The organism is Solibacillus faecavium (assembly GCF_014836905.1).
GTDB lineage: Bacteria > Bacillota > Bacilli > Bacillales_A > Planococcaceae > Solibacillus > Solibacillus faecavium.
Genome location: NZ_JACSPZ010000001.1, coordinates 532,465 through 556,189, shown reverse-complemented (window position 1 = coordinate 556,189; position 23,725 = coordinate 532,465). Strand labels below are relative to the sequence as shown.

Below are 23,725 nucleotides of genomic sequence, written 5' to 3'. Positions count from 1 at the left end.
CGCTTAAGGCGTCGCTGGTTAAAATAAATATATAAGGGCAATTAAATAATAGTGTAATGATAAAGAATGTGCTATTTTGCACGCCAAAGTGTTATTTCATCAGTCATAATACGTTCTACTTTTTGTTGAAGCATCCGTTTTTTTAATTCACGTTCGGCAAGCTGTTCATTAATTGAATAAATTTCTGCAACTTCCGCAGTCGTCAAAATGCTGAAATGATCGAATAAATCATCTAATGTAGGGACGGGTTGGCGAGTTAATTCTTCACCAAGTAATTCTGCTAAAATATGTTCATAGACTTCGTAATTGTATGAACCACTTACTTTTAATCCTTCATCTTCAATGCATTCGTTGAAAAATACAATACTTGGTACTTCATCAACTTCCATTTCCCGCGTTAAGTATAAGTCACATTGAAATGCACGGGCAGCTTCTTTGGAACCGAAGTCAGATACGAATTCCTCCATATCCAAGTTAACTTGCTGTGCAATTTCTATTAATGTTGCATGAGAATTAATATTTCGAGTATTAAGAACCGCTATTTCCTGTACTTTGTTTAAATAGCGGAAACCAGCTCGCTTACCTTGAAGTTCAGCGGCTTTAATTGCGATTGAAGGTAGTGCAGGATGTGTAATATCCAATTCCGCTCCGGAAACACAGCCTTTCATACGGCTAGTAATGCTGTTTAAAGCAGAGAGTTCCGTACTAAGGACATATCGACATGTAAAGTAATGACCGTATTCTACTTGAAGCTTACGCAAAGTCATTTGCATAAGTAATGCTTTTTCACAAAGGGGGTCAATAAAAATATAAAGCTCAATTGGTTTATTACATGTGGACGGTGCAACAGGTTGCTGTAAAAGTTGGACATTATTCACTCAAATCCCTCCTCATCATTTGGGGCGTTAACCATATGGTGAGCAGTCATCACGAGACGCTTATAGTAAACTTCGCGGAATTTACCGTCTAAGCCAACCTCGTCCATCGCTTCTGCCATACATTCTAGCCATGCCTGGGCACGATCGGGTGTAATTTTAAAATGCATATGTCGGGCACGCATCATTGGATGACCGTGTTCTTCACTGAAGAGATTAGGCCCCCCTAGATACTGCGTTTGGAATTGTATTTGTTTACGAATTGTTTCTGTTAAATCATCTGGAAAAATAGGAATTAATAATGGATGCTTCGCCACTCGAGAGTAGAACGCGTTAATTAATTCAGAAAGCTTTTCAGCGCCGAGTTCCTCATAAGGAATCGTATAATTTCGATTCATTAGTTATACTCCTTTGTGTCTTTCTTAGCCCATTAATGAAATAGGATGACGTTTCCGTAATATAAATTTCATTTAGGCGTTACATTCATTCTAGCAACGGAATGATGTTTTAACAAATAAAGTGCCCTGCAAAAAATTTGAAGGGCTCTTTACATCCATATAAAATATGCTAGAAATGCATATATATAGTAGGTTTAATTGTTTATTAAAAAATTTTACAGTAGGAACATTTACATGTTAAAAAGTTCACTGCTAACGTCAATTTGCAAATAAATGACATTTTATGGGCTATACGTTTATATAATTCATTACTTTTTTGACATAATTTTGAGTTTCTTGGAAAGGAGGGACTCCTCCATATTTCTTAACATTTCCTGGACCTGCATTATAAGCGGCAAGAGCTGTCTCTATATTGTTATCGAACTGATTCAGCATTTGACGTAAATATTTGGCTCCACCCATAATATTCTGTTCAGGATCAAAGCGGTCTTTTACGCCTAGATAGTTTGCAGTAGCCGGCATTAGTTGCATTAAGCCCGATGCCCCAGCACCACTAATAGCGGATGGATTGAAATTTGATTCCTGCTTCATTACAGCGGTAATTAATTTTTCAGGAATATTGTACTTCTTCGCGGCAGCTGCAATTTCTGCTTGATATTTTTCTGCCCCATTAAAGAAATTATTTATATCGTTATTACGCGTATAATCTTTCATATATGATTCAAGATTGGTTGGTGTTACGCTCGTTGCTTGGAGGTAATGGGAACCAGCCAAATCCGTTGAATTATTTGAATTTTCTAATAAAAATGAAGCGATATAATTATTGGTAGTTGAATTTTGTTGTTCTGGATTTGTGAATTGCTGTAAGGTACCTACATCGCCAAGCCCATTAAGGGATTGACCATTTAATATATCGCTCATTAAATCAGAAAATAAAGTCGAGTTCGATGATGGTAATGTACTCGAGCCTGGTTGGTGTGATGTATTGATGTTTTGAATTGCCTGTAGTTCCAACAATGACTTCATTGATGAAATATCCATGACAGCACCTAGCCTTTCTGATTATTCAATGCCGTCATAAATCGCACAATTTTCTTTTGGGCGGGCTGCGGCTCAATTGAATGTTTTGCTAAAAATGAGGAAAAAATTATTTTTCCAATCTTTTCATCATTTGTCTCATATTCTACCTCATAATCGTCGCAGTGCAAATAAAAAGAATGATCGAACACAAGTAAACCTCCCTCGTAAGGTATCTCTACTCGGTCTGTTGTCAATGATCCGTAGCACTGCAACGTGTTCATAGGAATGTCAAAAAGTTCTAATCTTTCATTTACAGTAGGCAATGTAATCCTATTGCCAGCCAGCATTTGATCGGCTTGTTCCCTTGTTATATAGTCGGTTGTTTCTAAATGTTGATGTTCTGATGTTTTTTCTTTTAATGTACACTCAATTGTTTCCCCGAATTCTCGAATTCTAAGTGCACTTTGGAGTTGCTTTAAATGATTGCTAGATGTATCGAAGTAGTGGTTAACTTGACGAATAATCTGGTCGGGCTGGATGGAAAAAGCCTGAAGAAGTTCTTCATATTGTGCTTTTGTTAAAATATTTTTAAATTCTATTTCGATATGCTGGGTCATTGTTTAATCTTCCTTTACTGTTTAGGTTTTTATTTTAAATCAATAAAACGAAACTGCACCAATCGATAGTCCTATGGTAAAATATGAAGTGAAGGCAAGTAGTGGATGGCATAGATTTTTAAAGATTTCATGCCGGTTTGAAAAATTAGAACATACAACATTAAGACGTAATTGAAAAGGAGTTCAATTCATTGAGAAATGTATATATAGTTAGTCAATATCAAGCAGTACATAATGAAATCAATTTTATTTTAAATGAAAAGAAACAACTTAGCCAATTGCAACCTGTAGGACAAGTGATTGTTGATTCGGATAATGAGGCGTTTCTTTATATCATAGAAGAAAATGATGCATATAGTTATATTGGTTTTCCACAAGCTGTATGGTCGCAATTAGTACAAATGTTAAAGTCAGGGCAACAGCCATATTTAAAAGTAGAAGATGGCTTGGTACCTCTTATACAGTTTACCGATGAATTAAAAGGATTATTGTACAATATAGTAGGAAACAGCAACTATGGAGACCGCTTTGTAGAAGCTGTAGAAAAGGAATTTGCTGATTTTTTGTAAAGAATGATTAGCAATTTTAATGTATTGAAATGAAAAACGTGCCATTTCGTGCTATTTAAGTGTGAAATGTGTTTTTCTTATGCACAAGAAGTATAATTGTTTGAAACAACGTGTTTTGAAATAGTGTGACGTGAAAGTACTATTTCAAGTTGGGGGGCTTTGTAAATGGGGCAGTGGGAAGTATTTTTAAGTCCATATCGACAAGCAGTGGACGAACTGAAAATTAAATTAAAAGGCATGCGATCGCAATTTGGCATCATGAGTGCAAATTCACCAATTGAATTCGTAACAGGCCGTGTTAAACCACTTGCGAGTATATATGATAAATCGTTTGATAAAGGGATACCATTTGAGCCGAATCCGCGTTTAGGCAATGAATTGCAGGATATTGCAGGCGTTCGTATCATGTGCCAGTTTGTTGACGATATTGCTACAGTTACGGAATTGATTCGCCAGCGTAATGATATGAAGGTTATTGAAGAAAAGGATTATATTACACATAGTAAACCGAGTGGCTACCGCTCACATCATATGATTGTAGAATATCCTGTAGAAACGATTCAGGGCCGCATTGTTGTCGTGGCCGAAATTCAAATCCGTACATTGGCAATGAACTTTTGGGCATCTATCGAGCATTCATTAAACTATAAGTATAAGGGGATTTTCCCGGAAGAAATAAAAAATCGATTGCAAAGTGCGGCAGAAGCGGCATTTCGTCTGGATGAGGAAATGTCCTCAATTAAAAGTGAAATTCATGAGGCTCAAGCATATTTTAGTGAAGTAAAAGAAGCAACTAATACAGCTATTCATAAGTCAACTGACAAAGAGGAGCGTGAAAGCTAATGAAGTTTGCAATTCAATCACGCAGAGATGACCAATCAAATGAATTGATGGAGCTCGCAAAATCTTATTTAATCGATTTCGGGTTGAAATTTGATGAGGAAGAGCCAGAAATTGTTCTTTCCATTGGTGGTGATGGGACTTTATTGCATGCATTCCATCGCTATTTGCATCGTTTGGACAAAACAGCTTTTGTTGGTATTCATACAGGGCATTTAGGTTTTTATGCCGATTGGAAGCCTTCCGAGCTGGAAAAGTTAGTATTATCGATTGCTAAAAAGGAATTTAATGTAGTCGAATATCCGCTGTTGGAAGTACAGGTACATCGCCATCATTCGGATTCCAGTACTTATTTGGCTCTGAATGAAGCTACGATAAAATCACCGGACGTTACCCTTGTAATGGATGTTGAGCTAAATGGTGAGCATTTCGAACGGTTCCGTGGCGATGGGTTGTGTATTTCGACACCATCGGGGAGTACCGCATACAATAAAGCTTTAGGTGGAGCAATTATCCACCCAACATTACAAGCTTTCCAACTTACAGAAATGGCATCAATCAACAATCGTGTCTTTCGTACTGTAGGTTCTTCCTTAGTATTACCTGCACATCACAATTGTGTATTAAAGCCAGTCCATGAGCAGCAATTTAATATGACTGTCGATCATATAAGCATGACGGAAACAGATGTAAAGTCGATTACCTTCAATGTTGCAAATGAAAAAGTGCGTTTTGCGCGCTTCCGACCATTTCCATTTTGGGAACGTGTACATGATTCATTTGTCTCAAATGAATAGAATGAGGTTATATGGATAAAAGATTTCAATTACAATTTATTAATTCAATAGAAAATGCCCTATTGCGTGATGCGATTGCTCAATGGGGAATTTCGAAGCGTGCTTTGACCGCCATCAAATTTGATGGAGGAACACTTTTAGTCAATGGTGAAGAAAAGAATGTACGGCATAGCCTTAAAATTGGAGATGTCGTAACAATTATTTTTCCACAGGAGGAAGTAAGCGAAGGTTTGACTGCACAAGAAGGTCCTTTAGCCATTGTATATGAAGATGAAGCCGTACTCGTATTGGACAAGCCTTCTTTTATGAATTCCATTCCTTCCAGAGAACACCTAAACGGCAGCATCGCAAATTATGTATATGGCTATTTCGTTCAACAGCAACTGGCTTCAACGGTGCATATTGTTACACGACTCGACCGTGATACGTCAGGGCTGATGGTCATTGCGAAACATCGTCATATACATCATATAATGAGTGGCCAGCAAAAAAACGGAAGTATTCATCGTGAATATGAAGCAATCGTTGAAGGGTATGTAGAACAAGATCAACAGTCCATAATTTTACCGATTGGACGAAAAGATACGAGTATTATCGAACGTGAAGTACGTGCGGATGGTCAGTTTGCACATACGGATGTATCGGTTATAGCACGTAAAAATAACTTGACTCATATTCGCCTTAAGCTCCATACAGGGAGAACACATCAAATAAGAGTCCATATGGCTCATATAGGACACCCTTTAGTAGGAGACGAATTATACGGAGGAAGTCGAACATTATTTAATCGTCAGGCACTCCATTGCCGGAATATCCAGTTTGAACATCCATTAACGAAGGAGAATATGCAATTTTGTAGCAATCTCCCGCCTGAAATATCAAACCTTATTAATTAATAGAAGATGCCACAGATTGTCGACAAAAGATCTCGAGAGTTCGTCTCCCGAGACCTTTTGTCTTTTTATTATAAATTTTAACTAAATGCGTAGCAGGAACAAGTTATCCAATCGTTCCTCACTTTATTTAAAGGGATTAATAAGTTGATTGGAATGGAGGGACCGTGACTCCACCGGGAACAGCAAAATTTATTTTGCGACGAGTAACCGCAGGAGCACCGTGCGGAAGATCCACTAAATGGTGCCTGCCGCTCTTGGCACCATTTAGTTAGCTGGAGCCGTGCCCGGGGAAAGCATCGGTCCCGGAATGGAAATCAACGGTTCAATGTTAATTTAATTTTTAAGTACACACTTTTTAAGAGTTTGTCTACAGTCTAGCCAATTACTGAAATGGTGTCTTTTATTTTTTAGTGAAAAAGGGAATATACTGTTGGAAGGGCGGACAGAATCCTGCTTCAATTAAATATTGTAAATAAATACAGGCAATTCCTATCCTTGACGAACTGAAAAAGTTAGTAATAAAATAGTCCTTTGTTATAGCAATATTGGACTGTGCAAGATGAATAATTGGATTTTGATGCAATTGGAAATTGAGCGCATATAATAGAATTAATAAAGTAATTGAAAGGAGGGGACAAGCATGATAGAGGAAAGAAATGATGAAGTACAGTATGATGAGTCCTTTTTGCGAATGCTACTCGATGAGGAAAATATTGAAGCATTTCGTGAGCATTTTTTAGTTCTCCATCCATTTGATCAAGCACAGTTTTACGAAGAGGTAGGTCCGGATATACGGCAAGTTATTTATCGTTACTTGTCTCCTCAGGAAATGGCCATTATTTTAGAGTCAATGGAAATTGAAGATGATGAATATGAAAGCTATTTAAATGAAATGGATCCATCCTATGGCGCTGCGATGCTCGGTTTTATGTATACCGATAATGCGGTAGATATATTAAATGAACTGAACACTGAGCAACGTGAAAATTACTTAGATATGATGGATGATGAAACTGTTGATGAAATCAATGAGCTTTTAGGCTATGAGGAATACACAGCAGGGGCAATAATGACAACCGAGTATGTTTCGGTTTTAGAGAGTGCTACTGTTCGTGAGGCGATGCGCGTATTGCGTCAAGAAGCACAGACTGCCGAAACCATTTACTATATTTTTGTTGTCGACAGTTCCCATAAACTGCTTGGTGTCATGACGTTACGAGAATTAATTGTTGCAGAAGGAGATTTATATATTCGTGACATTATGAGTGATCGCGTCCTTTCTGTGAAGGTGACCGACGACCAGGAAAATGTCGCGAATTTAATGAAGGACTATGACTTTTTAGCAATTCCGGTTATTAATGAAACTCGAGAACTCCAAGGTATCATTACATTCGATGATATTATCGATGTTATTGAAGAAGAAGCAGAAGATGACTACTCAAAACTGGCGGGTATTTCGGATATGGATGACAATGATGCAGGTCCGATACGAGCAGCTGGAAAACGCTTGCCTTGGTTAATTATTTTATTGTTTCTAGGAATGCTTACTTCAGGGTTAATGGGGATATTTGAAGCAACGCTTGATAAAGTCGCATTACTTGCCACGTTTATTCCACTCATTTCCGGTACATCAGGAAATAGTGGTACACAGGCATTAGCAGTCGCGATTCGAGGTATTGCAACTGGAGATATCGGAGGTAAAAGTAAGTTCAAGCTTGTCCTTCGTGAATTAAGTACAGGTATCATTATGGGATTGGTCAGCGGAGCTATCGTAGTGGGAATTATTTTCTTTTGGAAAGGTACCTTGATAGTAGGTTTACTTGTCGGGGCATCAATTTGCTGTTCCATTATTGTCGCTACATTAGCCGGGTCATTTATTCCGATTATTATGCATAAGCTAGGCGTCGACCCTGCCGTTGCATCGGGTCCTTTTATTACGACATTGAACGATGTCACGAGTATTGTAATTTATTTAGGATTGGCTACTACCTTTATTGGTCTTATTCTATAAGGAACGATTTGAAAGTTTATTGCATATTGTATGAAAAAGAGGATGTGGAATGTGGAAATTCATCCATTACTTTTTATTGCAAGTCCGAGTTATATTCAGGAAAAGAAAATTGATGAAATTGAGGAAGAAAGTACGTCTATTTATGTGCGTCCTATCCCTGAAAAAATTGAAAACTCCCTCGTTGCAAGGCAGCTTAATTATTTTGCCAAGCCAGTGAAGGAGCCAAGAATGTTATTATTTATTTTACAGTCAGGTGAAAGAATACATGCTTCCATTGATAAAATAAATGGCAGTCAAGTATTATTGAATTGTTTCCAGACAAAGCGCTGGATTCATGCAAATGAAATTGTGATGATTCATCATACGGTTTAAAATGAGGAGCCACTTATTTGGCTCCTCATTTTTTATAGATCAATTAGTCACAAATGCCAAGGTCCACGTCATCGATACATTGAACAGCGCAGAAGCAATCTAAATCAACTGTAATACAGCTGTCTGAAGCATCGAACTGTGTAACTCTACATACTTCACGGAAATCAATCTTAGACCCACAATTACTTAATAAATCTACCGGATTTCCACTTGCATCTTCTGGTATTAAAACACGTAATGTTGCGCAGCAGCCATCAAAAATGTCCTCTACACGGAAATAAATCGATACACATGGAGAAGACGGTTCGTTAGAGAATGTAGCAAAGAACGGTGAGCCATCTTTATTTAATAATGTAAACACACGTGTATCAGCATTTGAACGTGCAGGGTTCACAATTCCTCCAAGTGGCTCTAAGAAGCAGTTTGTTGTACATCTATTGCAATCATCCTGTACTGCAGCATTTTGAATTTCCAAAATTGCGCGAACAACTTCACATACACACCCTTTTGAAGAGTGGTTGCCTGAATCACTATTTCCTCTTCCACAACCCATAATTTTCACCTCCTAAAACTTAACTCTATCTAAAATATGACCTGTTCTGTGAATGAATCGGGCGAATGACGGGCTTTATGAAACTTCCTTATCGTCAATGAATAATTCAAAATACGAAAGGCTATACTCGGAGAAAAATGGACATAAGGGGGGACTGTTATGCGAAAAGCGCTCTTAGGAATAAGTTTAGTTTTAATTCTTACTGGTTGTGGTGACCGTGAGAAAGTAATGACTTATTCAAAAACAGACAATACGCAACATCAGCATGAAGTAGAAAAACTTTTTGAAAAGGATTCAGATATCGAACAAGTAAATATTGTCGTAATTGAAAACGAAATATTTGTTGCAATGCAGTTAAAGCCTTTAAAAAAGTGGAATCGCCAAAAAATTGAAGATCGCTGGCAGAAGAAGTTAGAAAAGCAATATGAAGGAAGTACGGTAAATGTATCGGCCGATTTTAAAATGTTTTGGGAATCGTCCAAACTAATGGAAGAAAAGAATCAAAAGAAAATGATGGAAGAATTAAAGCATTTAAAAAAGCTTGCGAAGGAGGAAACGTAATTTGAAACAGCAACAATACAATACTTTAAAGGATCAAATTACACCAAAAGTACCTATACCCCTAAACTGTTTAAAGGCTTTTGTTGTGGGAGGGGTAATTTGCTCAATAGGACAAGCAATTTCATTTTTATACATGATCTTTTTTGATTTTACGGAAAAGACTGTAGGCAATCCGACAGTGGCTACAATGGTTTTTCTTGCCATGCTTTTGACGGGGTTTGGTCAATATCGGAAACTTGGACAGTTTGCGGGGGCTGGAAGTGCTGTACCTGTAACTGGGTTTGGTAATGCGGTAATTTCTGCAGCAATTGAACATAGATCCGAAGGGCTTGTTTTAGGTGTAGGGGGCAATATGTTTAAATTGGCAGGTTCGGTTATTTTATTCGGCGTCGTATCGGCTTTTTTCGTGTCTCTAATTAAATTGATATTAGTATCGGTAGGTGTCACATCATGGTAATCGTATTTCCATCGAAACCAGCCATTCTTTCTTCGGCTACTGTTGTTGGTCCTTTGGAAAAACGCAGCGTTTTCCAAACATATTTTGATAAGATAAGTCAGGATGAACGGGTACAAAAATCCACGAATGAGCAAGGTAATACAATGCTCATCTCAGATGCATGTCAAATAATACTAAAAAAATCAAATTTAAATAATTTGGATATCGATTATTTTTTAGGTGGCGATTTAGTCAATCAAATGACACCTACAAATTTTGCAGCACGGGAACTTGCTGTTTCTTTTATTGGACTCTTTTCAGCATGTGCCACTTCTGTTTCATCGATGATAATTGCAGCATTGTTAACAGAGCTTGGAGCAAGTGATTTTTCAATTGCCGGAGCATCTAGTCAACATAATTCAGTTGAACGACAATTCCGTTACCCTATTGACTATGGGTCTCAAAAACCTGCAACTTCACAATGGACCGTAACGGCGGCGGGGTTTGTTTTAATCGGTAAACATGAGCCGAAGCTTCCATATATAGAAGCAGCGACTGTAGGGAAAGTGATTGATTATGGAGCAACAGATCCGTACCATATGGGCGGAGCTATGGCGCCGGCAGCATTTGATACGATTCAATCGCATCTAAAAAAGCGTTCGCAAAAATTGGAAGATTATGATGTTATTATGACAGGTGATTTAGGTAAAATTGGTTTGAAAATTTTAATTGCAATGTTCGCGCAAAGCGGTGTGAAAAAAGAAGATTTATCAAGGTTCCGTGATGCAGGTGCCGAATTTTATGGTGAAGATGCATCATTTTTAGCAGGGGCAAGTGGTCCAGGCTGTTCAGCTTCAGTTTATAGTGGCTATATGATGGAACAATTTAAAACAGGCCGCTATAAGCGCGTTTTATTAGTAGCAACAGGTGCACTTTTATCCCCGCTTACTTTTCAGCAGGGTGATACAATTCCGTGCACAGCACATGCAATCGAAATTGGAATGGGGTAAGGACAATGGGCTTTTCTTTTTTATTGGCATTTGTAGTAGGTGGCTTCATTTGTGTAATAGGGCAGTTAATAATGAATATCGGGAAGTTAACACCAGGTCACACATTATCAATTTTAGTTGTAGCAGGCGCCATTTTAGACGGCTTTAACTTATATGAGCCTCTAATTAATTTTGCAGGCGCTGGTGCGACAGTACCCATTACCTCCTTTGGGAATTCTTTAACACATGGGGCGATGGCTGAGGCAGAAAAACATGGTTGGATAGGTGTTTTAACAGGCATGTTTGAGGTGACGAGCTCGGGAATCAGTGCTGCCATTATTTTTGGATTTATTGCAGCATTAATATTTAAACCAAAAGGCAAAGTAGATTAGACGAATACCCTCCTTTTTCTTGTGTGTATGCATACACTACAAAATAGAAAGGGGGGTTTAGTATGTCAGGATACGGATATGGTTGGCAACAACAACAACAAGGTTGGCAACAAGGATGGCAACAAGGTTGCGATTATGGAACTCCAAGTTATGGCGGCGGCAACAATAGCGGTACGTTTGTACTAATCGTTGTACTATTCATTTTACTTATTATCGTTGGTAGCGTAATCATTTAAGGAGGTATTTTCAAATGGAACGTTCATTTTTCAAAAATATTGAGCGTAAAACAGGTGTTGACTTTGATGAAATTATGAATCTTGCAAATGCATTGACATATGCAGACTTTTCGGATGAAAAGCAAGTTCGTAAAATCGTCAAAAAAGTGAGTAAACTTGCAAATAAACCGGTATCAAGCGAGCTGGAAGAAAAAATCGTCGCATCAATCATTCAAGACGGTAAATCATTAGATTTTTCAAAAATTGAAAAAATGATGAAATAAAGTTCTCTGTAGATCAAGATGAGAAATAATCCAAAAAATATATGTATACAGGTCGTCCTTAATTTATAGCATCATCTATACAAAGATAGCCACCAAGCAAATATTTACTTGGTGGCTATCGTTTTTATATTCACATGCAATTATGAAAAAAATAAGACCAGCTTCTAAATATTCTTTTCCATGGCACGATGCGGAATGCCGGCATCCATGAACTCAGGTGAAATTACAGCGAACTCCAACTTTTCATAGAAAGGTACGGCATAGCTTTGAGCATTTAGCTTAAGCTTTTTAAATGCTGCATTTTTCGCATATTCTTCCACAGCTTCCATAATTAATACACCGAGACGCTTCCCTCGATAGCTATTCAAAACACATACGCGCTCCACCTTGCCAACTTTAGGCTCAATTTCACGTAGACGCGCTGTAGCAATTGTATTTTCACCTTCATTTACAAGAAAGTGGGTAGCAGTTTCATCATATTCATCTATTTCTAAATTTAGTGGGACACCTTGTTCTTTGACGAAAACTTCTTTCCGTAAAGCATATGCGCGTTCACGGTCTTCGTCAGTTGTTACTAACTTTACTTCAAACACGTATTACTCAGCTCCAGTCAATTTGTATGTTTCATAAGTTGTCCATGAGCCATCTTCTAATTGGTATAGTAAATGGAAACGATCGATTACATCTTTTTCATCAACACCGACCATGCGTAGCTGACCGTGAACATCATCATGTTCGGAAGCGCTTAACTTTTGCGCAATTGTAATATGCGGTACAAAGACATGCTTTGGCGCACCGAAATTGATTTTTTCCTGAATCATTTTTTGGATGTTTTCCAATTGCGGTGTTGGATCAACTCGGAAAAAGATCGTATTTGTAGTAGGGTAAAATGAACTGATTCGAGAAGCGTGAATTTGTAAAGGGGCAAATTGTGATGCCACCTGCTGTAAACTACTGGATATTTGATCCATTTGAGATTCATCCGCATCAAATGCATCTTTCAAAGTAATGTGAGGTGTAATTAACGCATAATGTGGGTCATAGCGTTTGCGATAAGTGTTCGCTAAATCTTGTATTTTCTTAGATGGAAAAGCAACAATACCATATTTCAAATTCATTACCCCCTAGAAAATTATTCAAATTTTATCAGCCTTTAGGTGCCCAACTTTCATGAGAAGATTTTTAGTAAACTAAAAAGTGGACATAATACCCCGGAGGCGCAATTGTTATAAGTATAACAGAAAAAACAATGAATAGACATTTAAGAACACATTATTATCCGAAAATTTCAATTAGTGCGCGTTTTAAATCTGGCTTCCAATATGTCCATGTATGATTACCTTCAAATTCCTCATAAAAGGTATCAATTCCATGGTTTATTAACAATTGGTGCAGTTCACGGTTTGGTGTCAGGAGATCTTTGACGGTATTGTTTTTTAAAGTCACTTTATCTTCCTGTAGTCCGATAATATGATACACCGAAAGGCAATTAATATTACTTGCACTACGAACAGCCTCTAATACGTGTTCATCTACATAAGGTGACTGCAAGACGGCTTTTCCAAAAATATTCGGATAATGGATTGCAGTCATTAATGAAATCGTCGCAGCCATGGAATCTCCAATTAGTGCACGCCCGCCTCCTATTTGCGCAGTTGAGTACTCTTCGTCTAAATAGGGCACAAGTTCATGCGCCAAAAATCGCATATAAGCTTCAAATTGGTCACCTGTTGGAGTATATTTTCGCTTACGATCCTCATAATTTTTGTATGGAACACCGACGATTATTGTATTTTCAATAATATAGCCATCTATTAGTTCATCCGCTAAACGAGGTATGCCACCAAGTTGGAAATAATCTTTACCATCGGAAGCGATTAAGATGTTATATTCGTAAAGTGGAGAATAATTTGCTGGAATATAAATTAACAGCTCCAACTCCTCGTTTAATGCCTTACTAAAAAAAGCAATGTCTTTTACTGTGCCTTTTTCCAAAGTTGTCACCCCTGTCGATTGATGTATTCAAAATTGTATCATAAAGAAAAATAAAGGTGTAATATAGAAGATAGACAAGTGAATGAGCGCTTAATATAAATAAAGGTGAGGATATATTCATGCATAACAAAAGAATTCGTGTACACTCAGATGAAGTGACAAAAGCTACACATGATGCCCTAGAACGTCGCCATGTAACGATTGAAGATATTGCTGAAATCGTTTATACGATGCAATCCCCATATAATGAAGGTTTAACGATAGAACATTGTATTCAATCGGTTGAACGTGTATTAACTAAACGTGAAGTACAACATGCAGTATTAGTAGGTATAGAACTTGATGAACTGGCTGAAAAAAGGCTTTTATCTGCCCCGCTTCAGGCTATTATTGAATCAGATGAAGGACTGTTCGGTGTAGATGAAACGCTGGCATTGGGTTCTGTATTTACGTATGGAAGTATTGCAGTTACAACATTTGGTCATTTAGATAAGCAAAAGATTGGAATTATTGAAAAGCTTGATACGAAGGCTGGGGAATCAGTTAATACATTTTTGGACGATTTAGTTGGAAGTATTGCGGCTTGTGCAGCATCACGCCTGGCACATCGGATGCGTGACCTTGAAGAAGAAGGCGAAACTTTTGCAGATATTCCGCCCGTTGAATTAGGGCCAACCACGAAGTTGAACACGGAGATTTAAAAGGAGTTAAACAATAATAATGGAATTAAAAGATATTAAAACGCTCATTACGAGTGGAACAATTATTTTAGCAGTAGGCTTATATTTAATATTTAGCGAACCAAAACAAGAGGCAGAGCAAGTAGATTCACCGGTAATTACAGAACAAAATATTTCATATACGATTACACCAGAAATGGCAGTGGATAAAACAGGGAAACAACTTGTTGATGTGAAGTTTTTAAATGCCAATGATGGTGATACTTTTAATGTTGAAATCGATGGTGAAAAAGAGCGTGTACGCCTCCTTATGATCGATACACCAGAAATGAACTATAATAAAGGCGAACCGATGCCGTATGCTGAAGAAGCGAAGGCACGTACTACCGCGTTATTGGAAAAGGCGGATTCAGTCCAGCTATTATTCGACAAAGGTCCGGAAACCGATAATTATGACCGACTGTTAGCATACGCATTTGTGGATAATGTCAGCTTGCATGAAGTTTTATTAAGTGAAGGACTTGCTGCAGTGCGTTATGTAAATAAACCGAACGATACATTAGAAAAAGAACTGCTCGAAATTCAACAACAGGCCGAACAGAAAAAACTCAATATTTGGGCCCATGATAATTATCTGCAACGTGACGGATTCCATCCAGAAGAAGTGAGTAAGTAATACGCCTTTTTCTCTTGCATAATGAGCCGTGGGCAATGATTAAATCACGACCTGGATTAATTTGAGTATTAAACAATAAATAAGTAAAGGATGAAAATGGTTATATACACTTTCATCTTTTTTTTATTCACATACCTAAAGGAAATGAAAATTCAAGAATTAATTACGACAATTCTATGAAGTTTAAATCGTTTCGCAAAAAATTTATACTAAAGGAGAATGTTGGTATTTGAGAAACAATCACTTTTATGGCATGCTATATAATGGCATTGAGAAATATTCTCTATTAGTTAATTACATATTGTGAAGAAAAGGAGGAGAATTTGTATGAAAAAAAACTTCTTCATGATTTTATCTGTTCTTTTTTTAGTAGCTTTTACTTTGCCAAATGCTTCATTAGCTGCAATTGCAGATGGTACTTACGAAGTGAACTATCAAGTAAATAAGCCTGGCAGCAATTCGGCATCCATGGCAAATGATTACTTTTTAAAACCTGCCAAATTAATCGTAAATAACGGTAAAATGACAATGCAGATTACGATAAAAAACAGTAGCTGGGTTACAGAGTTTAAACCTCCGGGCGGGGCAAAAGTGATTAGTACAAATGAATCTGCCGGTCAACGCACTGTTCAATTCCCGGTTTCGAATGCAAATTTAGTAACAATCGCCATGAAAATCGATATTGATGATATCGATTATCACCATGCCTATAGTGTAGATTTTGTATTCAACAGTTCGGGTTTACCAGAAGTAAAGGCGGAAGAGCCTAAAGAGCCGGTAAAGCCAGTAAAAGAGGAAACAAAACAAGCGACATCTACTAAGGAGTCACCAACACCATCGTCAGGAAGTAATACTTCTTCAAATAAACCAGCACCATCAACTGAACCACAAAAAACAGAATCATCAGCAGAGCAAGCTAATACAGAAGAAAATACAGATGATTCTACAAAGACAGATGAAGAAAATGCATCTGAAGCTGAAAATTCAGAGGTAGTAGAAAATCCGGAGACGAGCGATGAATTACCGCTTGTGGCGATGATATTATTCATCGTAGCGGCGATCGTATTTATTCGCACAAAACAAACAAAAACAAGATAGAAAATTGGAGGAAATGAAAATGGTAAAAAAATCAAAAGCAACAAAAGCGGTCTTGGCATCGCTATTAGCAACATCTGCAATTGTACCAGCAATGGCAGTATCTGCTGAAGTAGGCGGGGAAACGACTCGTACGGGTGAAGCAACTACTACTGCAGCAAAAACAATTGATTTTAAAGTAAATGCCCCAGAATCTTTACAACAATTCATCCCAACTACAGGGAAATTAGTTGAGCGTGAAGGTCAGCAATTTATTAATCTTGAATTACCGGATGCTGCATTAAGTATGGTAAATAGTGTAACAGTAGCAGGTAAACCAGTAATGGCTGAGTATAATGGGAAAAAACATATTAATATTCCAGTGACAGCTGAGTATGCGCCTGTGGAAGTAACTTTAAATATGACTATTCCTTTCGTTGGTAAAGATCCGGTAGATTACAAAGTTACATTAACTCCAGATGCAAAAACAATTAAAGAAGTAACTGAAACAACTAAACCAGTTGAAGAAGCAAAAGAAGAAAAAATCTTCAAAGTAGGTAAAACATTCGATTCAGTAGCAGACGGGACTTATGATATTAAGTGGGATGCTTACAAGGATCAAGTAGGAAACTATACACATATTACAAGACAATTATCAACAGAAGGTAAATTAATTGTTAAAGACGGTAAATATTCAGTTGCTGTTTATACTACTGAAGCGTCTAAAGAAATGATTAAAGGTTTAAAAATTGCAGGAAAAGATGCAACTGAAAAAGATGGTGTATATACAGTAGAAATTCCATCTATTAGCGATTTACATGAATCTTCAGTACATGTTGTAGTGCCTTCAATGAAAATGGACACTTGGTATAATTTCGGTTTCGCTATCGAAACAGCAAACTTAGAATTACCAAAAGCAGAAGCTGCACCGGCTCCGGTTGAAGCAACAAAAATGCCAGTTACTGTATTTAAAGATGGAACAAAAGAACAATCAATTATGCAAGGCACTTATTTAGCAAATGAAGTAATGGTTACTTCTACTGAAGGCGGATACGAAGTTGATGTAACATTCCCACAAGGTCAATGGTTAAATGAATTCAATGTTGAAGGAGCTACAGTAGCATTGAAATCAGAAGAAACTGTAGGGAAAAATACAGTTCAAATTTACACAATCTCATTAAAAGATATTAATGAAATTTATAATGCAACTGTTGATTTAACAGTTGATGCTGCTGGTGTAAAATATGATTCAGTTCACAAAGTACAATTACAATTCGGTGAAAAGAAACCAGTACCTGTTGCAGCACCATTTAAAGATATCGCTAACAACGGTAACAAAGATGCAATCGTTAACCTATTCAACAAAGGTATTTTCATTGCTGCAGACAACTTTAATCCAGGCAATAACGTAAAACGTGCTCAATTCGCTTTAATGTTAAACCGTGCCTTAAAATTAGATGTACCAGCAAAAGCAGCATTCACGGATATCGTAAAATATGATGACGAAGCGAAAAAAGCGATTAACGCTTTAAATGGTTATGGCATCATCAATGGTAAAACAGCTACTACATTCGCACCTGCACAAGATGTGACTCGTAAACAAGCTGCATTAATGATTTACCGTTTATTAGAGAAAAATGGTTATACTGCAACTGGTGATACAGCTAAATTCTCTGATATGCCAAAAGAAGTGGAAGCTTCAAAAGCAATTTCTGAATTAAATACATTAGGTATTATTTCTGGGTTTGAAGGCAAATTTAATCCAGAAAACAAATTAACTCGTTCACAAATGGCTAAAATTTTAAACAATACTTTAACAGTTGTTGAAGGTTTAAAAAAATAACTAAATGAACTGCAGACGGTTTGAATAATGAATTTAAAAAAAGCCATCAGCAAATAGTTATATTAGGTAGGGTTGTGTTAAAAGTTTTACTTTTAGCGCAGCCCCAATCCTATTTTTGCGAAAGGGTAAGTAAGATGACGCTTAAATTGAAGTAAATTTCCATCTATGTTGAAGATGAAAGTTTACTTCAGTTTAAACTCTAGGAGGAAAAAAGAAATGAAAAAATGGCTTATCGGACTCGCATTAAGTGTTGCTGTACTTGCGGGGTGTGGCGATGGAGATAAAGAAACAGAAAAAGCTGAAACAATGGTGGAAAATTCGGGTACAGGCCAAGCGTCTGCTGTAGAAGAAGAGCATCGCATTATTGCAGGTACAGTCGTAATCGCGCAAATTCTGGATCGATTAAACCTTGATGCTGTAGCGATTCCGGATACGATCAAAGAACTACCTTCACGTTTTGATGGGCTGCCTGATATCGGAAATGCGATGGATCCAGACGCAGAAATTATTAAGTCCCTAAATCCTACCGAAGTATTGTCAGTTTCGACATTGGAATATGATTTAAAGGATAAATTCGAACAATTAAAAATCCCTGTAGATTTTGTGGATCTAACAAGTATTGAAGCTATGATGGAAGAAATAACGGTACTAGGAGAGCGCTACAATCGTGTGGAAGAAGCGGAACTATTAAATGCCGAGTTACAGACGGAAATTGATGCAGTAAAAGTAGCTGCAAGTGATAAAGAAAAACCACGTGTCTTAATTTTACTAGGTGTACCAGGCAGTTATTTAGTAGCAACAGAAAATTCGTACGCGGGTGACTTAGTTCGTTTAGCCGGCGGAGAAAATGTAATGGCCGGTCAGGAAGCAGAATATTTGCCTTCTAACACTGAATATTTATATTCTTCAAATCCTGATATCATTTTACGTTTAGCTCACGGTATGCCAGATGAGGTAATAAAAATGTTTGATGAGGAATTTGTGGAAAATGATGTTTGGAAACATTTTAATGCAGTGAAAAATGGGCAAGTATTTGATCTAGAAGAAGAGTTATTCGGTACGACAGCAGCATTGAATGTACCAGATGCACTTCATCAATTGGAGAAAATTTTCTATCAATAACAATGTGAAAAAGCAAAGCCTTGAGGGAGGTTTTGCTGTTTCCTTACATAAAGGGTGTTTGCTGTGACAAAAAAAATCATCAGCTTTATAGCTGTCGCTGTTTTATTAATTATTACCGTTATTTATGCCGCGACAACTGGGAGTATCCAGATGTCATTTATTGAGTTTATTACAAATTTTTTTAATCCCGACAATGCGGATATGGCTGCCATTAAAGATTTGCGCTTTCCACGAATTATCGTTGCATTATTTGCTGGAGCAGCGTTATCAGTTGCAGGCGTTTTATTGCAGGCAATTATGCGAAATCCATTAGCTGATGCAGGATTTATTGGAATTTCCGCTGGGGCTGCATTTACTAAACTTTTTATTGTTAGCTTCGTACCAACACTGTTTTTCTTCACGCCTATCGCGGCATTTATCGGTGGTGCGTTAGCTTGTTTCTTCGTTTTTTTACTTTCATGGAAATCAGGATTGAACCCATTAAAATTAATATTGGTCGGGATTGCGATTAATGCAATGTTCTCAGGTCTTACAGAAGCAATGATTACCTTTGGTGCTTCTGCATCAGGATCAATTACATCCAATTTATCGTTTAAAACTTGGGATGACGTATCGTTAATCGTAACTTATGGCTCAATCGGACTTATTTTGGCGATTATTTTATATGCGTCCTGTAATGTTCTCGTCCTATCTGATAAAACTGCGAAAAGTGTAGGCTTTAACGTAACGGCTGCAAGAATAGTTATAGCCGCTGTTGCTGTTCTATTGGCGGCAGCTTCGGTTGTCGTAGCAGGGGTCATTTCTTTTGTCGGGATTTTAGTGCCGCATATTGCGCGCCGACTTGTTGGTTATGATCATAAAGTGCTGATTCCTTTTACAGCATTATTAGGAGCATTTATTATACTATTGGCAGATACCCTAGGTCGTACGATGTTTAGCCCAATGGAAGTGCCGGCTTCGACAATTATGGCGATTATCGGTGGTCCGTTCCTCATATTTTTACTTAGAAAAGAGTGACGAAAATGGAAATTAAACAAGTAGTCGTTTCGCATGATGGCAAGGCGCGGCATTTAAATGAAGTATCCACAGTCATTCCGAAAGGGAAAGTAACGACAATAATTGGTCCAAATGGTTGTGGGAAATCGACATTATTAAGTGTGATGTCACGAAATAAGATGCCACTTAAAGGAAAAGCTACTCTTGAAAATAAGGATTTAGTGGAGTATAAACCGAAAGAATTCGCAAAAAAGTTTGCGATTGTTTATCAGCAAAATGATATTCCAGCTGATTTAACTGTAGAGAAGCTTGTTATGTATGGACGCATGCCGCATAATTCTCTATTCCAAAAGAAAACGAATGATGATGAAGAGGCTGTGACATGGGCACTGGAATGTACAAATTTACTTGGTAAACGCCAAAATGATTTATCTGCCTTATCAGGAGGGGAACGTCAACGTGTATGGATTGCGATGGCACTTGCCCAGCAATCTGAAATACTATGCCTCGACGAGCCGACAACGTATTTGGATATATATTATCAACTAGAGCTGTTGGAGCTTATAAAGCAATTAAATGAACAGTATGGTTTGACGATTGTCATGGTGCTCCATGATATTAACCAGGCGATACGATACAGTGACCATGTTATTTTAATGAAAGTCGGGAAAATCATTGCAGAGGGCCTTCCGCGCAATGTCATTACAAAGGAAGTCATTAAGGAAGTATACGGTGTCAATTCAGTGTTCCATGAGGATGAAAAGCTGGGACTCTATATGATGCCGTTAAGTATCTGATTATGCGGCGATGGATTCGGGCATTAAGCGGCATTGTAATGATTGTTTGTGCAGTTATCGTGATTCGCTATTATTTAGACTATAGTGAAGTGAACGAACAGCTGGAACAGGCGCAGCAAATAGTGCAACAAAGCGAGCTTAAAGAACTTCAGCGACAAAATAAAAATATTATCGGATGGCTTACATTGAAAAATACCCGATTAAATAACCCAGTATTACAAACGGATAATAATGAATTTTACTTAAAGCATAATTATTTAGATGAAAAAAGTCGTGGAGGAAGTATTTTTGCTGATTTCCGAAATGATGTAATGGAAGATCGGCATACGATTTTTTATGGGCATGTTTTACGTAATGGTACGATGTTTGGTGATTTATCGAAGTTTAACGAGCAAGCTTATGCAGAAGAACATCCTGTTTTTTATTATGAGACAGATGAAAAACGCTATGCTTTGCATGTATTTGCTGCATATGAAACGACAACAGATTTTTATTATATCGAAACGCAATTTACGAATGATACCTTTGACCAGTTCTTATTAAATATTCAACAAAAATCTGCAATAAAAATGCCAGTCGAAGTAGCAAGTTCCGATAAAATCGTGACTTTTTCGACTTGTACGACATCCCCTGATGACAAAGAACGATTTGTTGTTCATACAAAGGTAGTCGAACTAGAAAAATAAGAGGTGAATCAATATGAAAAACAGTAAAAGAATAATGATTGCTTTGGTTGCGGTAGGGTTATTGACTGCATGTGGCAAAAAAGAAGAAAATCCAGTAACAGAACCTGTAGAACAGCAAGAAGTTAAGGTAGATGTAGCTGCTGAGGCAGAACAGTATAAATCATTGATAATGGGGCAAATGGACAGCTTCACAGCAGATACAGAGCTTCTAGCCACATATGTGAAAGAAGGCAATTTGGAAGAAGCACAAAAGTTATATCCATTAGTAACAATGTATTATGAGCGAATGCAGCCCATTGCTTCAAATTTCCAGGAACTTGACGAGAAAATTAACGGCGAAGTAGTAGAAGGAAAAGAAGAGGAAACAACAGGTTTTCAAAAATTAGCTCATGGATTGTTTGTAGAGAAGAAAACTACAGGCTATGAGGAAGCTGCAGATGAACTTGTTGAAAATGTGAAAGCATTACAGTCGGAGCTTCCTACGACGGATGTTTCGGAAAATAATGTATTAGCTTCAGCTGCAACGATGTTCAACATGATGGCAACGAACCGTTTGTCTGCACAAAGCATTGCCAATAATGAAGTATACGCTGTCAAAGCACAGACAGAAGTTGCGGAAGATTTATTGGAGATATTTATTCCCCGCGTCTCGACAGAAAGTGCTGAAACTACATCAGAGACTTTGAAAGAATTAAATGAAATTGTCGCTTATTATGAAGTAGGAAAAGAAGACTATGTGAACTATTCCTTCTTTACAGCAAAACAAAAAGAAGAGCTGAAAACAGCTGTCCAGCGCGTAGGCTCCGCATTACAGGAAATGAATGATTCTTTGAAATAAATGTTTGAAGGTAAAAGAGAGCAATAAAATAAAAAGGTCAGGACATAAGTAGAAAACTTTTTAATTGAGCGGAATTTGTATAATAAACATAACCTTTATTAAAATTGGTTGGAGTGAATTATACAGAGATTACCTTGATATAGATGGAAAATTAGTTGTTCGGAGTGAAGGCGGCGACTCCCAGGGGACAAGCACGAGGGAGAGACTACAGGCTCGAGCCGTGCCCCCAGGAAAGCGCCCGCCGTAACGGAGAACAACGGCTACGAAGTAGACATATAAGAAAGCCGTTCAAATTTGAACGGCTTTTGATTTTGAGGCGAGTTTTGTCACAGGTTCTTTTTTGTATTGAGTAGAGATTATGTTCCTACTCTCTTTAGTTTAAAGCTGCATGTTTTATATATTGTTTTGCCACTTGCGGTATATCTTTATATGAGATTTCATTAATTGTTTGAAGAGTTTCGGCATCAAATGCCAATGTGAATACTTCTGTATTTTTATTTTGCACCGGTCTGAACCATTTCAAAGTGACATCATTTAAAGCTTCTACATGCTGGAGCTCATTTAATAAATTGTAGCTGTCTTTTAACAATGTAGTTTCATGTAAAAATTCAGTTGCTTGAAGTGAAATGGTAACATTATGTTTATCATCCATTGGCGTAATTTCAATATTAAGAATAATATTTTCGATAAATTGTTGGAGCACAATTTCAGATATAGCAAGCATTGTTTGAAGTTTCAACTGTTCTGGAGAAACGGCAGCCTGAGCTTCTTCAATCGATTCCTGATGATCCAAATTGTTTTTTTTCATAATATACTGTACTGAAATGACACAGACGAAAATAAGAAAAGAAATTAGCATGAATTTCAGTATTTTATTTAAAATAAGGATGACCTCCTATGGACTTTGACCAAATTTCTATTATATATAGTCATTATGCCATAGAAAAATGCAAAAAAGGACTGACAAATGTGACAGTCCTTTTACGGTTAAGTATTTTGTTCTTCAGTAGGAATTGTTGCAACAAATTCGTCAAAGTATAAAAATGATTCATCCTCTAGCTGTGTAATCTTTTGTTCATTTAATCCAATAGATAATGGTCCAGAAAAAATCTCGCCCCACCAAGTTTCAGTAATAATCATTTATATAGCCTCCTTGTACGATTGTTTTTATGTCTGATTTAAATAATTACTTA

Annotated in this window: 31 protein-coding genes; 21 read left to right on the top strand and 10 right to left on the bottom strand. The window is 37.3% G+C overall.

The features are described 5' to 3' along the window. Nucleotides 1–71: 71 nt before the first annotated feature. The 4 genes from H9635_RS02825 to H9635_RS02810 form a co-directional block, all read right to left on the bottom strand. A complete protein-coding gene (locus H9635_RS02825; protein WP_191698621.1) occupies nt 72–878 on the bottom strand; it encodes a DsbA family protein in 807 nt (268 codons plus the stop codon). Then, a complete protein-coding gene (locus H9635_RS02820; protein ID WP_191698620.1) occupies nt 875–1,273 on the bottom strand; it encodes a globin domain-containing protein in 399 nt (132 codons plus the stop codon). Before H9635_RS02820 ends, H9635_RS02825 begins: the two co-directional genes overlap by 4 nt. A gap of 288 nt (nt 1,274–1,561) precedes the next feature. Then, nucleotides 1,562–2,314, bottom strand: a complete 753-nt coding sequence (locus tag H9635_RS19435; RefSeq protein WP_191698619.1) for a lytic transglycosylase domain-containing protein — start codon at nt 2,312–2,314, stop codon at nt 1,562–1,564. Between the two features lie 8 nt (nt 2,315–2,322). After that, complete coding sequence (locus tag H9635_RS02810) at nt 2,323–2,910, bottom strand: CYTH domain-containing protein (RefSeq protein ID WP_191698618.1); 588 nt, start codon at nt 2,908–2,910, stop codon at nt 2,323–2,325. Nucleotides 2,911–3,101: 191 nt separating this feature from the next. Here H9635_RS02810 and H9635_RS02805 point away from each other — a divergent pair, with 191 nt between their 5' ends. The 6 genes from H9635_RS02805 (at nt 3,102) to H9635_RS02780 (ending at nt 8,395) form a co-directional block, all read left to right on the top strand. Next, nucleotides 3,102–3,479 (top strand): UPF0738 family protein, encoded by a 378-nt coding sequence (locus tag H9635_RS02805; RefSeq protein ID WP_191698617.1) that lies wholly within the window; start codon nt 3,102–3,104, stop codon nt 3,477–3,479. A gap of 165 nt (nt 3,480–3,644) precedes the next feature. Beyond that, a complete protein-coding gene (locus H9635_RS02800) occupies nt 3,645–4,322 on the top strand; it encodes a GTP pyrophosphokinase (protein WP_191698616.1) in 678 nt (225 codons plus the stop codon). After that, complete coding sequence (locus tag H9635_RS02795; protein ID WP_191698615.1) at nt 4,322–5,116, top strand: NAD kinase; 795 nt, start codon at nt 4,322–4,324, stop codon at nt 5,114–5,116. Before H9635_RS02800 ends, H9635_RS02795 begins: the two co-directional genes overlap by 1 nt. Before the next feature lie 11 nt (nt 5,117–5,127). Further along, nucleotides 5,128–6,012 carry an RluA family pseudouridine synthase gene (locus H9635_RS02790; protein ID WP_191698614.1) on the top strand — a complete coding sequence of 295 codons (885 nt, stop codon included), beginning with the start codon at nt 5,128–5,130 and terminating at the stop codon, nt 6,010–6,012. 640 nt (nt 6,013–6,652) lie between these two features. Continuing rightward, nucleotides 6,653–8,023: a magnesium transporter gene (gene mgtE / locus H9635_RS02785; protein WP_191698613.1), complete on the top strand. Its 1,371-nt coding sequence runs from the start codon at nt 6,653–6,655 to the stop codon at nt 8,021–8,023. 30 nt (nt 8,024–8,053) lie between these two features. Beyond that, nucleotides 8,054–8,395, top strand: a complete 342-nt coding sequence (locus H9635_RS02780; protein ID WP_225231072.1) for a 4-diphosphocytidyl-2C-methyl-D-erythritol kinase — start codon at nt 8,054–8,056, stop codon at nt 8,393–8,395. Nucleotides 8,396–8,438: 43 nt separating this feature from the next. On the opposite strand, the gene H9635_RS02775 is transcribed toward H9635_RS02780, so the two are convergent. Next, nucleotides 8,439–8,948 (bottom strand): CotY/CotZ family spore coat protein, encoded by a 510-nt coding sequence (locus H9635_RS02775; RefSeq protein ID WP_191698612.1) that lies wholly within the window; start codon nt 8,946–8,948, stop codon nt 8,439–8,441. A gap of 159 nt (nt 8,949–9,107) precedes the next feature. On the opposite strand from H9635_RS02775, the gene H9635_RS02770 reads away from it, so the two are divergent. The 6 genes from H9635_RS02770 to H9635_RS02745 all read left to right on the top strand — a co-directional run bounded on the left by H9635_RS02770 (nt 9,108) and on the right by H9635_RS02745 (nt 11,825). Next, the gene (locus H9635_RS02770; RefSeq protein WP_191698611.1) at nt 9,108–9,509 is read left to right on the top strand and encodes a YhcN/YlaJ family sporulation lipoprotein; all 402 of its coding nucleotides are present in this window, start codon (nt 9,108–9,110) and stop codon (nt 9,507–9,509) included. 1 nt (nt 9,510) lies between these two features. Further along, nucleotides 9,511–9,966, top strand: coding sequence for a stage V sporulation protein AC (spoVAC, locus tag H9635_RS02765; RefSeq protein WP_191698610.1), 456 nt, complete (start codon nt 9,511–9,513; stop codon nt 9,964–9,966). Next, entirely contained in the window at nt 9,960–10,955 is a 996-nt protein-coding gene (locus tag H9635_RS02760) for a stage V sporulation protein AD (protein ID WP_191698609.1), read from the top strand. Before spoVAC ends, H9635_RS02760 begins: the two co-directional genes overlap by 7 nt. Nucleotides 10,956–10,960: 5 nt before the next feature. Then, a complete protein-coding gene (spoVAE, locus tag H9635_RS02755; protein WP_191698608.1) occupies nt 10,961–11,326 on the top strand; it encodes a stage V sporulation protein AE in 366 nt (121 codons plus the stop codon). Nucleotides 11,327–11,388: 62 nt separating this feature from the next. Continuing rightward, nucleotides 11,389–11,562: a YjcZ family sporulation protein gene (locus H9635_RS02750; RefSeq protein WP_191698607.1), complete on the top strand. Its 174-nt coding sequence runs from the start codon at nt 11,389–11,391 to the stop codon at nt 11,560–11,562. 14 nt (nt 11,563–11,576) lie between these two features. After that, nucleotides 11,577–11,825 (top strand): stage VI sporulation protein F, encoded by a 249-nt coding sequence (locus tag H9635_RS02745; RefSeq protein WP_191698606.1) that lies wholly within the window; start codon nt 11,577–11,579, stop codon nt 11,823–11,825. A gap of 164 nt (nt 11,826–11,989) precedes the next feature. Here the strand turns inward: H9635_RS02745 and H9635_RS02740 are convergent, their stop codons facing one another. The 3 genes from H9635_RS02740 to H9635_RS02730 all read right to left on the bottom strand — a co-directional run bounded on the left by H9635_RS02740 (nt 11,990) and on the right by H9635_RS02730 (nt 13,820). Further along, nucleotides 11,990–12,418 (bottom strand): GNAT family N-acetyltransferase, encoded by a 429-nt coding sequence (locus H9635_RS02740; RefSeq protein WP_191698605.1) that lies wholly within the window; start codon nt 12,416–12,418, stop codon nt 11,990–11,992. 3 nt (nt 12,419–12,421) lie between these two features. Next, the gene (locus H9635_RS02735) at nt 12,422–12,937 is read right to left on the bottom strand and encodes a YjcG family protein (protein WP_191698604.1); all 516 of its coding nucleotides are present in this window, start codon (nt 12,935–12,937) and stop codon (nt 12,422–12,424) included. A gap of 163 nt (nt 12,938–13,100) precedes the next feature. Beyond that, nucleotides 13,101–13,820, bottom strand: coding sequence for an alpha/beta hydrolase (locus H9635_RS02730; RefSeq protein WP_191698603.1), 720 nt, complete (start codon nt 13,818–13,820; stop codon nt 13,101–13,103). Between the two features lie 119 nt (nt 13,821–13,939). Here H9635_RS02730 and H9635_RS02725 point away from each other — a divergent pair, with 119 nt between their 5' ends. From H9635_RS02725 to H9635_RS02685, 9 genes are all read left to right on the top strand, one after another. Further along, on the top strand, nt 13,940–14,521 hold the full coding sequence (locus tag H9635_RS02725) for a phosphatidylglycerophosphatase A family protein (protein ID WP_191698602.1): 582 nt from the start codon (nt 13,940–13,942) through the stop codon (nt 14,519–14,521). Between the two features lie 19 nt (nt 14,522–14,540). Beyond that, entirely contained in the window at nt 14,541–15,176 is a 636-nt protein-coding gene (locus H9635_RS02720) for a thermonuclease family protein (protein WP_191698601.1), read from the top strand. Between the two features lie 327 nt (nt 15,177–15,503). After that, nucleotides 15,504–16,274, top strand: coding sequence for a heme uptake protein IsdC (gene isdC, locus H9635_RS02715; protein ID WP_191698600.1), 771 nt, complete (start codon nt 15,504–15,506; stop codon nt 16,272–16,274). Between the two features lie 19 nt (nt 16,275–16,293). After that, nucleotides 16,294–18,093, top strand: coding sequence for an S-layer homology domain-containing protein (locus H9635_RS02710; protein WP_191698599.1), 1,800 nt, complete (start codon nt 16,294–16,296; stop codon nt 18,091–18,093). Between the two features lie 216 nt (nt 18,094–18,309). Next, complete coding sequence (gene isdE / locus H9635_RS02705) at nt 18,310–19,215, top strand: heme ABC transporter substrate-binding protein IsdE (RefSeq protein ID WP_191698598.1); 906 nt, start codon at nt 18,310–18,312, stop codon at nt 19,213–19,215. A 63-nt stretch (nt 19,216–19,278) separates the two neighbouring features. After that, nucleotides 19,279–20,232, top strand: coding sequence for a FecCD family ABC transporter permease (locus tag H9635_RS02700; RefSeq protein WP_191698597.1), 954 nt, complete (start codon nt 19,279–19,281; stop codon nt 20,230–20,232). Nucleotides 20,233–20,237: 5 nt separating this feature from the next. Continuing rightward, on the top strand, nt 20,238–21,008 hold the full coding sequence (locus tag H9635_RS02695) for an ABC transporter ATP-binding protein (protein ID WP_191698596.1): 771 nt from the start codon (nt 20,238–20,240) through the stop codon (nt 21,006–21,008). Between the two features lie 2 nt (nt 21,009–21,010). Next, entirely contained in the window at nt 21,011–21,694 is a 684-nt protein-coding gene (srtB, locus tag H9635_RS02690; protein ID WP_191698595.1) for a class B sortase, read from the top strand. 13 nt (nt 21,695–21,707) lie between these two features. Then, the gene (locus H9635_RS02685; protein WP_191698594.1) at nt 21,708–22,532 is read left to right on the top strand and encodes an EfeM/EfeO family lipoprotein; all 825 of its coding nucleotides are present in this window, start codon (nt 21,708–21,710) and stop codon (nt 22,530–22,532) included. A 373-nt stretch (nt 22,533–22,905) separates the two neighbouring features. Here H9635_RS02685 and H9635_RS02680 read toward each other — a convergent pair whose 3' ends face one another. Together H9635_RS02680 and H9635_RS02675 are read right to left on the bottom strand one after the other, a co-directional pair. Beyond that, nucleotides 22,906–23,391: a hypothetical protein gene (locus H9635_RS02680; RefSeq protein WP_191698593.1), complete on the bottom strand. Its 486-nt coding sequence runs from the start codon at nt 23,389–23,391 to the stop codon at nt 22,906–22,908. A gap of 128 nt (nt 23,392–23,519) precedes the next feature. Continuing rightward, complete coding sequence (locus H9635_RS02675; protein WP_191698592.1) at nt 23,520–23,672, bottom strand: hypothetical protein; 153 nt, start codon at nt 23,670–23,672, stop codon at nt 23,520–23,522. Nucleotides 23,673–23,725: the final 53 nt, after the last annotated feature.

Coding starts and splice junctions, on each gene's coding strand:
- H9635_RS02790 (WP_191698614.1), top strand. CDS start 5,128: ATGGATAAAAGATTTCAATTACAATTTATTAATTCAATAGAAAATGCC.
- H9635_RS02695 (WP_191698596.1), top strand. CDS start 20,238: ATGGAAATTAAACAAGTAGTCGTTTCGCATGATGGCAAGGCGCGGCAT.
- H9635_RS02745 (WP_191698606.1), top strand. CDS start 11,577: ATGGAACGTTCATTTTTCAAAAATATTGAGCGTAAAACAGGTGTTGAC.
- isdE (WP_191698598.1), top strand. CDS start 18,310: ATGAAAAAATGGCTTATCGGACTCGCATTAAGTGTTGCTGTACTTGCG.
- H9635_RS02720 (WP_191698601.1), top strand. CDS start 14,541: ATGGAATTAAAAGATATTAAAACGCTCATTACGAGTGGAACAATTATT.
- H9635_RS02775 (WP_191698612.1), bottom strand. CDS start 8,948: ATGGGTTGTGGAAGAGGAAATAGTGATTCAGGCAACCACTCTTCAAAA.
- H9635_RS02710 (WP_191698599.1), top strand. CDS start 16,294: ATGGTAAAAAAATCAAAAGCAACAAAAGCGGTCTTGGCATCGCTATTA.
- H9635_RS02675 (WP_191698592.1), bottom strand. CDS start 23,672: ATGATTATTACTGAAACTTGGTGGGGCGAGATTTTTTCTGGACCATTA.
- H9635_RS02680 (WP_191698593.1), bottom strand. CDS start 23,391: ATGCTAATTTCTTTTCTTATTTTCGTCTGTGTCATTTCAGTACAGTAT.
- H9635_RS02810 (WP_191698618.1), bottom strand. CDS start 2,910: ATGACCCAGCATATCGAAATAGAATTTAAAAATATTTTAACAAAAGCA.
- H9635_RS02750 (WP_191698607.1), top strand. CDS start 11,389: ATGTCAGGATACGGATATGGTTGGCAACAACAACAACAAGGTTGGCAA.
- mgtE (WP_191698613.1), top strand. CDS start 6,653: ATGATAGAGGAAAGAAATGATGAAGTACAGTATGATGAGTCCTTTTTG.
- H9635_RS19435 (WP_191698619.1), bottom strand. CDS start 2,314: ATGGATATTTCATCAATGAAGTCATTGTTGGAACTACAGGCAATTCAA.
- H9635_RS02725 (WP_191698602.1), top strand. CDS start 13,940: ATGCATAACAAAAGAATTCGTGTACACTCAGATGAAGTGACAAAAGCT.
- srtB (WP_191698595.1), top strand. CDS start 21,011: ATGCGGCGATGGATTCGGGCATTAAGCGGCATTGTAATGATTGTTTGT.
- H9635_RS02770 (WP_191698611.1), top strand. CDS start 9,108: ATGCGAAAAGCGCTCTTAGGAATAAGTTTAGTTTTAATTCTTACTGGT.
- H9635_RS02760 (WP_191698609.1), top strand. CDS start 9,960: ATGGTAATCGTATTTCCATCGAAACCAGCCATTCTTTCTTCGGCTACT.
- H9635_RS02795 (WP_191698615.1), top strand. CDS start 4,322: ATGAAGTTTGCAATTCAATCACGCAGAGATGACCAATCAAATGAATTG.
- spoVAE (WP_191698608.1), top strand. CDS start 10,961: ATGGGCTTTTCTTTTTTATTGGCATTTGTAGTAGGTGGCTTCATTTGT.
- H9635_RS02800 (WP_191698616.1), top strand. CDS start 3,645: ATGGGGCAGTGGGAAGTATTTTTAAGTCCATATCGACAAGCAGTGGAC.
- H9635_RS02685 (WP_191698594.1), top strand. CDS start 21,708: ATGAAAAACAGTAAAAGAATAATGATTGCTTTGGTTGCGGTAGGGTTA.
- isdC (WP_191698600.1), top strand. CDS start 15,504: ATGAAAAAAAACTTCTTCATGATTTTATCTGTTCTTTTTTTAGTAGCT.
- H9635_RS02780 (WP_225231072.1), top strand. CDS start 8,054: ATGAAAAAGAGGATGTGGAATGTGGAAATTCATCCATTACTTTTTATT.
- H9635_RS02820 (WP_191698620.1), bottom strand. CDS start 1,273: ATGAATCGAAATTATACGATTCCTTATGAGGAACTCGGCGCTGAAAAG.